This is a genomic window from Flavobacterium sp., from assembly GCF_004211145.1.
Lineage (GTDB): Bacteria > Bacteroidota > Bacteroidia > Flavobacteriales > Flavobacteriaceae > Flavobacterium.
The window spans coordinates 73234-87547 of record NZ_SEBS01000001.1 but is presented as its reverse complement, the minus strand read 5'-3'; the positions used below and the strand labels follow the sequence as shown (position 1 = coordinate 87547).

9 protein-coding genes are annotated in these 14314 nt (G+C 48.8%); 7 read left to right on the top strand and 2 right to left on the bottom strand.

Features of this window, described 5'->3' with window-relative positions:
- The 5 genes from EOO50_RS00375 (at position 1) to EOO50_RS00355 (ending at position 8318) form a co-directional block, all read left to right on the top strand.
- Positions 1 to 993 carry an arabinan endo-1,5-alpha-L-arabinosidase gene (locus tag EOO50_RS00375; RefSeq protein WP_290836798.1) on the top strand — a complete coding sequence of 331 codons (993 nt, stop codon included), beginning with the start codon at positions 1 to 3 and terminating at the stop codon, positions 991 to 993.
- Positions 993 to 3044 (top strand): hypothetical protein, encoded by a 2052-nt coding sequence (locus EOO50_RS00370; RefSeq protein ID WP_290836796.1) that lies wholly within the window; start codon positions 993 to 995, stop codon positions 3042 to 3044. Before EOO50_RS00375 ends, EOO50_RS00370 begins: the two co-directional genes overlap by 1 nt.
- Positions 3041 to 5014, top strand: coding sequence for a beta-L-arabinofuranosidase domain-containing protein (locus EOO50_RS00365; RefSeq protein WP_290836794.1), 1974 nt, complete (start codon positions 3041 to 3043; stop codon positions 5012 to 5014). Before EOO50_RS00370 ends, EOO50_RS00365 begins: the two co-directional genes overlap by 4 nt.
- 149 nt (positions 5015 to 5163) lie before the next feature.
- Positions 5164 to 7143: an alpha-L-arabinofuranosidase C-terminal domain-containing protein gene (locus EOO50_RS00360; RefSeq protein ID WP_290836792.1), complete on the top strand. Its 1980-nt coding sequence runs from the start codon at positions 5164 to 5166 to the stop codon at positions 7141 to 7143.
- 14 nt (positions 7144 to 7157) lie between these two features.
- A complete protein-coding gene (locus tag EOO50_RS00355) occupies positions 7158 to 8318 on the top strand; it encodes an aldose epimerase family protein (RefSeq protein WP_290836790.1) in 1161 nt (386 codons plus the stop codon).
- A gap of 276 nt (positions 8319 to 8594) precedes the next feature.
- Here EOO50_RS00355 and EOO50_RS00350 read toward each other — a convergent pair whose 3' ends face one another.
- Positions 8595 to 10517 (bottom strand): glycoside hydrolase family 97 protein, encoded by a 1923-nt coding sequence (locus tag EOO50_RS00350; RefSeq protein WP_290836788.1) that lies wholly within the window; start codon positions 10515 to 10517, stop codon positions 8595 to 8597.
- Between the two features lie 17 nt (positions 10518 to 10534).
- Entirely contained in the window at positions 10535 to 11665 is a 1131-nt protein-coding gene (locus EOO50_RS00345) for an MFS transporter (RefSeq protein ID WP_290836786.1), read from the bottom strand.
- 227 nt (positions 11666 to 11892) lie between these two features.
- On the opposite strand from EOO50_RS00345, the gene EOO50_RS00340 reads away from it, so the two are divergent.
- Entirely contained in the window at positions 11893 to 13593 is a 1701-nt protein-coding gene (locus EOO50_RS00340) for a ribulokinase (RefSeq protein WP_290836785.1), read from the top strand.
- A complete protein-coding gene (locus tag EOO50_RS00335; protein WP_290836783.1) occupies positions 13590 to 14291 on the top strand; it encodes an L-ribulose-5-phosphate 4-epimerase in 702 nt (233 codons plus the stop codon). The genes EOO50_RS00340 and EOO50_RS00335 overlap by 4 nt, the downstream gene beginning before the upstream one ends.
- The last annotated feature ends 23 nt before the right edge of the window (positions 14292 to 14314 follow it).

The window sequence follows — 14314 nt, the reverse complement described above, 5'->3', positions numbered from 1 at the left end:
ATGAATATTTGGGTTAGATTTTTTGGTTTGTTATTCGTTTATGGCAGCGTTTTTTCGCAGGAAACGTTGCCCATAAACGAGACAATCGTACACGATCCGGTAATGATCGAGCAAAACGGCACGTATTATTTGTTCTGCACGGGCAAAGGCATTTCGATGTTTTCATCGACCGACAGGCAAGATTGGAAAAAGGAAAACCCTGTTTTTCCCGAAGCTCCGAAATGGGGAACATCAGTCGCGGCCGATTTCAAGAACCACATTTGGGCACCCGACATTTCATTCCACAACGGACAATATTACTTGTACTACTCAGTTTCTTCGTTCGCGAAAAACACGTCGGCGATTGGAGTCGCCACGAATAAAACCTTGAATCCATCCGACAAAAACTATAAATGGGAAGACCACGGCATCGTGATCCAATCAATTCCGAACCGCGATTTGTGGAACGCGATCGACCCGAATCTCGTCATCGACGAAAAAGGAACACCTTGGCTCACGTTCGGTTCTTTTTGGGACGGAATGAAAATGGTCAAGCTTTCGCCCGACTTCAAATCGGTGGCGAAACCTGAGGAATGGTTTACGGTCGCAAGACGCGAAAGAGATTTCAAATTGGACGACAAAGATCCCGGAAACGCCGCGATCGAAGCGCCTTTCATCTTCAAAAAAGACGGATTTTACTACCTGTTCGTTTCTTGGGATTTTTGCTGTCGAGGCGAGAATTCCACGTATAAAGTCGTCGTCGGAAAATCTAAAGACGTTTTCGGCCCGTATCTCGACGCCGATGGAAAGTCATTGTTCCAAGGCGGCGGAACGTTAGTCATCGAGGGTAATAAAAACTGGGCAGGCGCGGGGCACAACAGCGCGTACACGTTCGGCGGCAAGGATTATCTCGTTTTCCACGCCTACGATTCGAACGACAAAGGCAAACCGAAATTGAAGATCAAGGAAATCAAATGGGATAACGGCTGGCCCAAAGTCGAGCCGATGAATTGATGAAAAATTTTCATTTCATATTGTTGTTTTTTGTTGGTGTTCCGGCGTTTTCGCAGCTGTCGGTAAAAATCGACGCGTCGAAAAAAGGTGAACCGATCGCCGATGAACTTTACGGCATGTTCATGGAAAACCTCGGCAACGACGATGTGGGCAATTTGGTGGACGATTGTTTATGGAGCGAACTCCTCGACGACAGGAAATTCTTCTATGCGATCGACGACGATGAGGTGTTGGTTCCCAAAAACCGCAAGCAAAAAATCAACCAATGGACGCCGATCGGTAAAGTTGAAATGGACAAAACCGATGCGTACGTCGGGAACCATTCTCCAAAAATCACGACTTCGGAAACCGCTGAAAACGGCATCTCGCAAACGGGAATCGCATTACTGAAAGGGAAAAAATACGTCGGACACATCTTTTTAAAAGCGACTTCAGCTGTTTCGGTTCAGCTCCGTCTGAACGTCAAAAACGCTAAACCCGAAACCATTTCTATCACACCGACCGAAACGTATAACCGCTATGATTTTTCGTTTATCGCTTCGAACGACATCGCCGATGCGACATTGGAAATCGTCGGAAAAGGAAATGGGAATTTCCACATCGGCGCGGTTTCCTTAATGCCGGCCGACAACATCGACGGTTTCCGATCCGACGTTATAAAATTACTCAAAGGTCTCAACTCCAAAATATATCGCTGGGGCGGGAATTTCATTTCGGCCTACGATTGGCGCGACGGTGTCGGAAATCGCGACAAACGCGCGCCCCGTTATGAATTCGCTTGGGAATGCCTCGAGGACAACGACGTCGGGACCGAAGAAATGATCCGTTTCTCAGAACTTGTAAACGTCGAACTGGCGATGACCGTCAACGCAGGTTTCGGAGACGCGACGTCGGCGGCGAATTGGGTCGAGTACGTAAACGGCGATATTTCTACTGATATGGGCAAACTTCGGGCGGCTAACGGCCATCCGCAACCGTACGGCATCAAAAAATGGTGCGTCGGAAACGAAAGTTATGGTTGGTGGCAACTCGGGCATTTGTCGTTGAAACAGTACATCATCAAACACAACATGTTCGTCGAGAAAATGCTCGAGAAAGATCCGACGTTGGAGCTCATCGGTTCCGGCGCATCGATTGAGGAAATGACGGTCACCGAATGTGCAAAACGCACTGACGGCAACGTGATTCCCGACTACTTGTCAGAAACCGACTGGACGGGCGGAATGTTGAAATCGGGCGAGAAAATCAAATTCATCAGCGAGCATTTCTACTGTTCGGTCAACGAGAGATTCGATCTTGAAAAAGGGAAATACGTCGAAGTTTCTGAACCTTTGGAAGACTGGACGCGACGCCCCGCGAACCGTATCAAGTCAAAATCCATCCATTATAAAAAATACCGCGAACTGATTCCGGGTGCTGAAAAAATTCCCGTATATCTCGATGAATGGACGTATTACACGAATTGGGTGCATCCAAAACCGACGCTTGGCGTTACGATCGGGCACGCGCGCGGTTTGCACGAATTGTTCCGCCATACCGATTTGTTCAAGATGGCGGGATTCACTTTCGCGACTTCGACGTTGTCCTTTACCGATACGGCCGCCGACTACAACTCGACGGGATTGCTGTTCAAACTCTACGGTGATCAATTCGGTAAAACCCCGATTTTTGTTTCGGCGAACTCACCACAACCGGATCCGAAGTGGCCGATCGGCGGTGACCAACCCGCTGAAAATGCGGGCGGGAATTGTTATCCGCTCGATGTCGTCGCGGCAATCACCGAGGACGGAAAAGCAATTACGGTATCAGTCATCAATCCGACTGAAAAAGACCAATCTATCGTCTTTGATTTCGGAACTTTGAGAACAGGCATAGGTAAAGTCTGGAAAATGTCCGGCAGGTCAATAAACGCCCGCAACATCGTCAATCAAAAACCCGAAGTCACCGTCACCGAATACCCGATAAAAAATACCAATTCCAATAGGAATACCCAATATTCGATACCCGCGGCCACAATTAATTTGTACCGTTTTGAATTGCAACAGATATGAATTATTTCAAGATCTCTATAGCCGTTTTCCCTTTTTTGTTCTTCGTTTTCAAGAACGATAACAGCCAAAAAATTGCGGTTAGCCAACCCAAAGGAAGTTATCCGATCGAGTCGGTTCCAATTGCCGACGTGAAAGTCACCGACAATTTTTGGCTTCCGATCATCAAGCGCGTCCAGGAAAAAACCATTTACTACGCGATTAAAAAATGCGCCGACGAAGGCCGTTTCGACAATTTCCTGATCGCTGGCGGTCAAATGAAAGGCGAGGTAAAAGGCCAGATGCCGTTTGACGATACCGATGTTTACAAGATCATCGAAGGCGCGTCGAACTCGTTGATTTCTTCACCGAACCCGAAACTCGAAAGAACACTCGATTCGATCATTTCGATCGTAAAGGTCGGGCAGGAAAAAGATGGCTATCTCACGACCTGGCGCACGATAAATCCCGCCAAACCGCCCGCCACTTGGGTTAAGGTGGAAAAGGGCGAGCGCTGGGAATTCATGTTCATGAGCCACGAGGATTACAACGCCGGGCATTTGTACGAAGCCGCCGCAACACATTTTTGGGCGACTGGAAAGCGCAATTTCCTCGACATCGCGCTCAAGAACGCCGACCTCTTCGTGAAGACTTTCGGCGACGAACCCGGAAAATTGCAACGCGTTCCGGGACATCAGATCATCGAAACCGGTCTGATCAAATTGTATCAGATCACGAAAAAAGAAGACTATCTCAAACTCGCGAAATATTTCCTCGATAACCGCGGCAATGCCAAAAGCCACGAGCTGTATGGCGCTTATTCCCAAGATCATATTCCGGTCGTACAACAGGATGAGGTTGTCGGGCATGCGGTCCGGGCGACTTATATGTACGCCGGAATGACCGATATCGCCGCGATCTATCAGGATAACGGATATGAAACGGCGATAAACAAACTTTGGGATAACATGGTCGACAAGAAAATGTATCTCACGGGCGGCATCGGGGCGAAACACGACGGGGAAGCGTTCGGCGAAAATTATGAACTCCCGAACCTGACGGCTTACAACGAAACCTGCGCCGCGATCGGTGACGTCTACTGGAACGAGCGTATGTTTAATTTATACGGGAACGTTAAATATTACGATGTTCTCGAACGCACGATGTATAACGGTTTGATCTCAGGGGTTTCACTTTCGGGAACCGAATTTTTCTATCCGAACGCACTCGAATCCGACGCGAAATACCAATCCAATCGCGGTTCATGCACGCGCCAAGGTTGGTTCGATTGTTCGTGTTGCCCGACGAACCTGATCCGATTCATTCCCGCGATTCCGGGTTTGATCTATGCGAAACAGAAAGACACGTTGTACGTAAACCTATACATGTCGAACAACGCCAACGTAAACCTAAACGGCCAAAAAGTTGCAGTTAGCCAACTGACAGAATATCCGTGGAACGGGAAAGTCAAAGTTACTGTCAACCCTGAAAAAGACGGGAACTTCACGGTGAAATTGCGCGTTCCGGGTTGGGCGAGAAACGAGGTCTTGCCGTCTGATTTGTATAGCTACGAAACAAAGTCATCGGCGATTCCCGAACTGAAAATCAACGGGAAAAAAGTAACTTCGAAAATCGAAAACGGTTATTTCATCGTAACCCGAAACTGGAAGAATAACGATAACGTCGAAATCAATTTCCCGATGGAAGTGCGTGAAGTCGTCGCCAACGAAAAGATTCAGGACGACAAAGGAAAGACGGCATTGGAATACGGCCCGCTTGTTTACGCCTTCGAGGAAGTTGACAATGCGAAAGTTTTTGACGCTTTGGCGATTTCGAATACGAGTAAATTCAGCATCAAAAAACGCCCTGATTTATTGTTTGGCGTGCAAACCATCCAAATGCAAAACGAAAACAAGATTTTCACGGCAATCCCATATTATGCTTGGTCGAACCGAGGCGTTGGGAAGATGAAAGTTTGGCTGCCACGAATATAAGATTTGGCCACGGATTCCACGGATTTCCACGGATCCAACCGCTAAACGGCAGACTTCGGATTGCTATTTAATGACAAAAAATCCGTGAAAATCCGTGTATCCGTGGCGAAAAAAAAATAACCGCAACAAAAATAAAACTGCGAACCAAAATGAACATAAACATCAAACAATCTCTTCTATCCGCGGCTTTTGCGCTTGCAATCACGGCAATCGCGTCGGCACAAAACAAATACACGCTCGACTTCAAAGACACGGGCGTCAAAATCGAACCCACGATGTACGGCATTTTCTTCGAAGACATCAACTTCGGAGCTGACGGCGGCCTCTATGCCGAAATGGTCAAAAACCGCTCCTTCGAATTCGAAACGCCGCTCATGGGCTGGCTGCAACCCAATTCCGACCGGCACAAATTGAACACCGAATCGGGTTATGCGACCGTCATAAAATCCGAAGGAAAGACCAACAAATTCATCTGTCGCGTCGAAGTCAAAGATGACAAAGGCTACGCGCTCATCAACGAAGGTTTCCGCGGAATGGGCGTCAAACAGGGCGAAACATACAATTTGTCTTTGATGGCGGCCAACCAATCGGGCAACATCTCAAAAATAAAAGTACAGTTTATCGATGCCTCGGGCGCGGTCATTAGTGAGGCGACCGTAAGCCCGGCGTCGAAAGACTGGAAAAAATATACGGCCGTTTTGAAGCCGACCAAGACCGAAGCCAAAGCACAACTCAAAATCACGTTCGAAGGCGAAGGAGTGATCAATCTCGACATGATTTCGGTGTTTCCGCAAGACACGTGGAAAGGCCGTCCGGGCGGAATGCGCAAGGATTTAGTACAGAAACTCTACGATTTGAATCCAGGATTTTTGCGCTTTCCGGGCGGATGCATCGTCGAAGGTCGGACGCTGGCGCAACGTTACCAATGGAAGAAATCGATCGGCAAAGTCGAAGACCGCGAGCTGTTGATCAACCGCTGGAACACCGAATTCGCGCACAAATTGGCACCCGATTATTTCCAGACATTCGGCCTCGGGTTCTTCGAATATTTCCAATTGTCTGAAGATATAGGCGCGACGCCGCTGCCGATCTTGAGTTGCGGAATGGCGTGCCAGTTCAACACGGCCGAATTGGTTCCGATGGACCAGCTCGATCCATACGTCCAGGATGCGCTCGATCTCATCGAATTCGCGAACGGCGACCAATCGACCGCTTGGGGAAAAGTACGTGCTGAAATGGGTCATCCGCACCCGTTCAACCTCAAATTCATCGGCGTCGGAAACGAACAATGGGGACAGGATTACATCGACCGTTACAAGGTTTTCGAGAAGGCGATCCATAAGAAATACCCGAACATCAAGATCGTTTCGGGATCGGGACCTTTCCCGACGGGCGATTATTTCGACTTCGGATGGCAACAACTCAAGGAATTGAATGCCCAACTCGTCGATGAACATTACTACAATTCGCCTCAATGGTTCAAGGAAAATGCGACGCGTTACGACAAATACGACCGTCGCGGCCCCAAGGTTTTCGCGGGTGAATACGCGGCCCAATCGAACGCGATCGCGTCGCCCGACAACAAGAACAACTGGGACTGCGCACTCGCCGAAGCCGCTTTCATGACCGGTTTGGAGCGCAACGCCGATGTCGTGAACATGACTTCGTACGCGCCTCTTTTCGCTCACGCCGAAGGTTGGCAATGGACGCCCGACCTGATCTGGTTCAACAACTTGAATTCGTATGCGACGCCGAATTATTACGTGCAGCAGTTATACGGAAACAACGCGGGAACCGACTTGATCGCGATCACCGACAACGGAAAGGCGATCACGGGACAAAACGGGATGTACGCGACGTCGGTCATCGACAAAACGTCGAACGAAGTCATCATCAAGATCGTAAATGTCACCGACAAAGCCCAGAAAACCGATATTTCTACCAAAGGCAAAAAACTTGCTACCAAAGGAAAAATGACGACTTTAGGCAGTTCGAATCTGTCGTCTGAAAATGGATTCGACGGCGAAAGCATCGCTCCGAAAACGTCGGACTTCTCTACGAAATCGGGCGCGATCAACGTTGAAATTCCGGCGTATTCGTTTGTCGTACTTAAAATTAAAATGTCCTAACAAACCAAAACAATATGAAAATTTTACACAAAACCTGTTTGCTACTCGTGATGACTGCGACATTCATCGCGTGCAAAAAAGAAGACAAAAAAGACATGACCGAAACGACCGAAGCCAAGAAAAGCGCTATCGTAAAATCAGAATACGCCACGATGGCCGACGGCACGAAAATCGAAAAATACACGCTCACGAACGCCAACGGGATGGAAATGGACGTGATCACGTTCGGCGGCATCATTACGAAACTCACGGCTCCCGACAAAAACGGGAAATTCGAGGACATCGTGTTGAGTTATACGACGCCCGAGGAATATTTCAACGGCAATCCGTATTTCTTCGGCGGCATCATCGGACGCTACGGAAACCGCATCGCCAAAGGAAAATTCGCGCTCGACGGCAAACCGTATCAATTGACCGTGAACGACGGCCCGAATTCGCTTCATGGCGGAAAGGGTTTCGACAAGAAAGTCTGGTCGGCTGAAACTGTCGAAGGCGACCAACCAGCGATCAAACTTTCGTACACGTCGAAAGATGGCGAAGAAGGTTATCCCGGAAATTTGAAGGTCACCGTTACGTACACATTGACAAACGAAAATGCGCTCGAAATCGGCTACGAAGCCGAGTCGGACAAAAATACGATCGTGAATCTGACGCAACATTCGTACTTCAATTTGTCGGGCAACGGCAAGACGATTTTGGATCACGAGTTGAGCCTGGCGGCCGACAAATTCCTTCCCGTCGACGCGACGTTGATCCCGACGGGCGAATTGAAAACGGTCAAAGGAACGCCATTCGATTTCACGTCGGCGAAATTAATCGGCAAAGATATCGAAGTCGCCGACGATCAATTGAAGAAAGGCCAAGGCTTCGATCATTGCTGGGTTTTCACCGATGCAAAGTCGGATTTGAAAGAAGTCGGAACGTTGTATCACGCGGCTTCGGGTCGATTGATGACGGTTTCCACGACCGAACCTGCGATCCAATTCTACAGCGGAAACTTCCTCGACGGAACGCACACCTCGAAAAATGGCGGGAAATACGAGAAACGCTCGGGACTTTGCCTCGAAACGCAACATTATCCCGATTCTCCGAACCAGCCAAAATTCCCGACGACGACGCTCGAAGCCGGAAAAAAATACACAAGCAAAACGGTTTATGCGTTTGCTGCACGATAATTTGTTTGAGTTAGTTAGGAAAGCCGGTTCAAGTGAGCCGGCTTTTTTTATGTTCCTGAATGACGCAGTTTTCGCGCTGTAACAATTTTTTTAATGCCCGGAATATTGTTACATGACTCAAAACAAAAAATTTAACCGGACGTAAATTGTTACAAATTTGGTTGTTGCCGAACCGACAAAGCAAAAAATGTCCAAACGAAAAAACCGATTGAAATGTTATGCCGAGTTATTTTTTGGAACGCGGCGTCAAAAAAGGCGTAGGATGCAGTCTTTAAACTAACCTTTGAACTTCATCACGAATCCACCGAACGGTTTCAGTTTTACTTTGGTTTTGCCTGCTTTCACCTCCGATTTCTCAAACACCGACTTTTCTCCATCGGTAATCATAAAACCATTCTTCGCCTTAATGAAACTCAAATCGATTTCAACGTCTTTTACCGAATTTTGCCCGTTGATCGCCATCACGAACCAATCGTTCCCGCGTCGTCTCGCCATCACGACATGTTGCCCGGGAAAGCCCGCGAGCAGACGGGATTCGTCCCAAAGCATCGGCAAATCCTTGCAATATTCCACGACGTAATCGGGCATTTTCGCCATGCCGTCGGGCACTTCGGCAATGTGTTGGAAACCCGAAAGGAACAACGTCGGAAGCGCGAGTTCGAACGCTGAAGTCGTGCGTCGGTTGACGTTCGGGATTTTGTCGAGACACATAGGCGTGAAATCCATCGGGTCGAACAAATTGCGCGTGAACGGAATCGTCGCGCAATGTTCCGGCTGTGCGTCGGCGCCTTCCTGAGTGAACGTGATGAATTCGAAACCTTTGATCGCTTCGGCCGTCATGAGGTTCGGATAGGTTTTTTCCCAACCGCGAGGCAACGTCGCACCGTGAAAATTCACCATGATCTGATGCTTGGCCGCGGCTTCCAAAATGTCTATGTAATATTGCATGAACGATTGTCCGTCGCCTCCGAAAAAGTCGATTTTCGTTCCCGCGATACCCATTTCGTGCAACATTTTGAACTCCGATTCGCGACTCTCAGGTGTCAAAAATTTTCCTCTCGGGCCGTAAGGCGTCGTGTTCCAGTCGCCAGCCGAGTTGTACCACAAAATCAGTTTCACGTTTTGCTTTTTTCCCTGTGCGACGAGTTCCTTGATGCGATCCATTCCGATTTTAATGTGCCAGTCGGCGTCGATCAAGACGTACGGCCAGCCCATTTTCGCGGCATAATCGATGAACGTTTTTTGCAATTCGAAATTCGTCCCGTCATCTTTGTAAATGCCCCAACTCCAGGCGGCTGGCCCGGCTTTGATGTACGAAGTGTCGGAAAGTCGCGATTTCGCTGACAAATCCGTTCCCAAAGTCGAGTTCACGACGGTTTGGAGCGAACCCAAAGCCACGACGCGCCAAGGCGTTTCCCAAGGCAGTTTCGATTGCGGATACAGCGCGGCATCTTTCGCGAAAACTTCCTCAGGCTGCGGGAAAACGACGCGCATCGCCTTTAATTTTGGATCGTAATCGAGATGGCTGCCGCAGTAATTTTTTTCGACCGAAGCCTCGGTAAGCGCCGCCCAATTTTGCCCGTCGTTCACCAAAACGGGATACACCCAGCCTTGGCCGATCGGGGATTTTGTGTCGAGCGCGACGTTCTGCAAATAATTTTCCTCATACGACGGATTGCAATGTTCCCAACCCGTTTGCGCGCGTGACATCGGTTGCAGCCAGCCTTTCGCGGACGGTTTGAAATGGAACGTCGAGATTTCTTCGGTTATGAATTTCACGTCCGATGAGGTTTCGGGAAACGCGTATCGGAACGCAAAACCGTCGTCGGAAACATTGAATACGATGTCCATTTTTTGACCCGACGCATTCTGCAGATGCAGCGTTTTTTGATTGGCCGAGTAGGTAACGTTCTTTTCTTTTCCGACGAACATTTGGTAGTTTTCCGAGATTTTTACGTCGGGCGAAATAGAGATCACGCTCATGTTCTGTGAAAAATCGCCGTCTTTGCGGACCAATCCCAATTGCGATGCGTCGATGATCGGAATTGCATTTTTGTGTACCGAATAATAGGGTTGTTTCTTTTCGTTGATGCCGAATGTCACTGAAACAGAACCGTCAGGACTTTTCACGCTTTCGGACTTTTGCGCCGAAATCGATATAGTCAACAAAAAACAAAGCGTTACGTAAACCGTTTTCATATCTAATGTGTTTATTTTCAGATTTTAGCGCGTGATGTAAAAATAATTACGCAAGCAGCCATGACGGCCAAAAAGAGGAACGAAATTTTGAGGTTCGACGCGTCGGCGATGAATCCTATGACGGGTGGCCCGACGAGAAATCCCGTGAAACTGATCGTCGAAACCGACGCGATTGCAGCTCCGGGCGACATGGTCGTTGATCTTCCCGCGGCGCTGTAGATCATCGGTACGACTGACGAAATGCCAAGCCCGATGAATAAGAATCCGATCATCGCAGGAATCAACGTCGGGAAAATAATCGCGATCAGCAATCCTATCAAACTCAAGGCGCCGCTGGCTTGCAATGTCGTCCGCAATCCGAATTTGTGAGAGAACCAATCGGCGACGAATCTCCCCGACGCCATCGCGCACATTCCGGCCGTGTAACCTGCGCCGATCCAGCCTTTTTCAGCGAGGACGACTTTCTTGAAGTAAATCGTGCTCCAATCGAACATCGCGCCTTCGATCACCATCGAACAGAACGCGATGATGCCGAGCGTGACGAGCGACTTGTCGGGTCTTACGAACGCTGGGCCACTTGAAACCGGATTTTTATCGTTGTGCAGGAAATTCCAGCAAACGCCCACCGAAATCAAAACGATTCCACCTATAATAAGGAAGTGATGAAAAGGCAGGATGTTGTTCCCGATCATGAACGTTCCGACGCCCGCGCCCACGAATCCAGCCAAACTCCACAAACCGTGGAACGACGCCATGATGGGTTTCGGGTACATATTTTCGGTTGCGACAGCTTGAGTGTTTACCGAAATGTTTACGGCATTGCTCGCCATCCCGAAGAATACCAGGCACAAGAATAAAAGCGAAATGTGGTTGACCAATCCTAGTAGGACGAGAGTGCTTCCGTAAAGAGTCAACGAGGCGGTAAGTACGCGTCGGCTACCGATCTTCGTGACCGCCCAGCCTGAAAGCGGCAATGATAGCATCAACCCGACGGGCAACGCGAAAAGGACGGCACCCAATCCGGCTTCAGACAAACCCAATTTCTGTTGGATGGTTGCGATGCGCGAAGCCCAACTCGAAAAGCAGAGGCCTGCCATAAAGAATAAAATGCTGACGGTTATGCGATATGTTCGGGCGGAATAGGTCATAGATTACTGCCAAATATACAAATAAGTGTAAAAACAACAATTATTATTATTGCGTCTTTTACAAGCAATGTAAGTGTTTTGCGAAATTTGTATGACATAATTCAACGAATCTGCAATAACGTTAGTTTTTCGGTGCGGAATTGAATAATTGTTAATTTTCACGCGGCATATTTGTTTATATCAAAATATTAGTGTTATTTTGACACTTATAGAAATTCACTCTGAATATGAATCAATTTGTAATAGGGGTCGACTATGGATCGGATTCAGTTCGATCAGTAATCATCGACGCCGCAAACGGGCGTGAACTCGCGTCATCGGTCTATAATTATCCGCGTTGGGAGAAAGGATTGTACTGCAAACCGTCTGAAAATCAATTCCGACAACATCCGCTCGATTACATCGAAGGATTGGAAGCTACGATTAAAGATTGCATCGCCACAGCGGGCGGAGCGGAAGTCGCCAAAAACATAAAAGGAATTTCAGTCGATACCACAGGTTCAACTCCGGTTGCCGTCGATGCGAAAGGAACGCCTTTGGCCTTGACGCCCGCGTTCGCTGAAAATCCGAACGCCATGTTCGTGCTCTGGAAAGACCACACGGCCGTTAACGAAGCCGCCGAAATCAACGAACATGCGACCAAATTCGATACGAATTACCTTAAATATGTAGGCGGAATTTATTCCTCGGAATGGTATTGGGCGAAATTATTGCGCACGATCCGCGTCGATACGGCCGTCAAAAACGCGTTGCATTCATGGGTCGAGCATTGCGACTGGATCCCGTTTTTGCTCACGGGCGGAAACGACGTCAAAAACATAAAACGCTCGCGTTGCGCCGCAGGCCACAAAGCGCTTTGGGCAGCCGAATTCAACGGTTTGCCGCCACAGGAATTCTTCACGTCACTCGATCCGATCTTATCGGGAATCACCGATAAATTATTCACCGAAACGTTTACGTCCGATATTTCAGCCGGAACGATCAGCGCCGAATGGGCGTCGCGTTTAGGTTTGCCGACCAACGTCGTCGTAGGTGTCGGAGCTTTTGATTGCCACATGGGCGCGGTCGGCGGACAGATCGAACCGTATCATCTGTGCAAGATCGTCGGAACTTCGACGTGCGATATTCTCGTCGCTCCTGCTGAAGACATGGAAAACAAACTCGTAGCCGGCATTTGCGGACAGGTCGACGGATCGGTAATACCGGGAATGGTCGGGCTTGAAGCCGGGCAATCGGCATTCGGCGACGTCTATGCGTGGTTCAAGAAAGTATTGCTTTGGCCGATGGACAGCCTATTGACCAATTCGTCGGTAATCGACCAGAAAACAGCCGAAGCGTTGAAGGACGAAATCGCCGACAAAATAATCCCCGAACTCAGCCGCCAAGCCGCATTATTGCCAATCGAAACGAGTAACGAACTCGCTTTGGACTGGCTCAACGGACGTCGCACGCCTGACGCGAACCAATTGTTGAAAGGTACGATTTCAGGCTTGAGTTTAGGTTCGGACGCGCCGAGAATTTTCCGCGCTTTGGCTGAATCGACTTGCTTCGGAGCAAAAGCGATCGTGGACCGTTTCATCGACGAAGGCATTCCTGTGAAAGGAATTATCGGAATCGGCGGCGTCGCCAAAAAGTCGCCTTTCGTAATGCAGACGATGGCCGATATTCTCGAAATGCCAATCAGAATCCATCAATTCAAGCATACGTGTGCGCTCGGAGCCGCAATGTTTGCAGCCGTCGCCGCGGGAATTTACGAAACCGTCGAAGAAGCGATGGTCGCAATGGGCCGAGGCTTCGACGTCGAATACCAACCGAATCCCGCCACGTTTTCAGTGTACAGGAATCGTTACAAACAATACAAGAAATTGGGCGATTTCGTCGTGAACGAAACGCTCGCGAAAACCGCTAAAACCGCAGTCACGGCATGAGCAAATACGATCACATAAAAAAGAGCGCGTACGAGGCGAATATGCAATTGCCGAAATTGGGTTTGGTGCTGTTCACGTTTGGAAATGTGAGCGCCGTAGATCGTGAATTAGGCGTTTTCGCTATCAAACCGAGCGGCGTTCCGTATGAGGATTTGTCGCCTGAAAAAATGGTGATCGTCGATTTTGACGGAAATACTGTCGAAGGTGAATTGCGTCCGTCGTCGGATACGAAAACACACGCGGTTTTATACAAACATTGGCCGAACATCGGCGGAATCGTGCACACACATTCCACTTACGGAACGGCTTGGGCGCAGTCACAGCGCGACATTCCGATCTTTGGAACAACGCACGCCGATCATTTGACGGTCGATATTCCGTGCGCGCCTCCAATGGCCGACAAATCGATTCAAGGAAATTACGAATACGAAACCGGTTTCCAGATCATGAATTGCTTCGAGGAACGCAATCTGGATTACAATGAGGTCGAGATGATTTTGGTCGGGAACCACGCGCCTTTTACGTGGGGAAAATCGGCTGAGAAAGCGGTTTACAACTCGGCCGTTCTCGAAACCGTCGCACAAATGGCGCTTTTGACCGAACAAATCAATCCTGCCGCGCCGCGACTAAAAGATTCGCTCATCAAAAAACACTTCGAACGCAAACACGGCCCCGATTCCTACTACGGCCAACAATAAAAATAACAATCAGAATAAAAGAT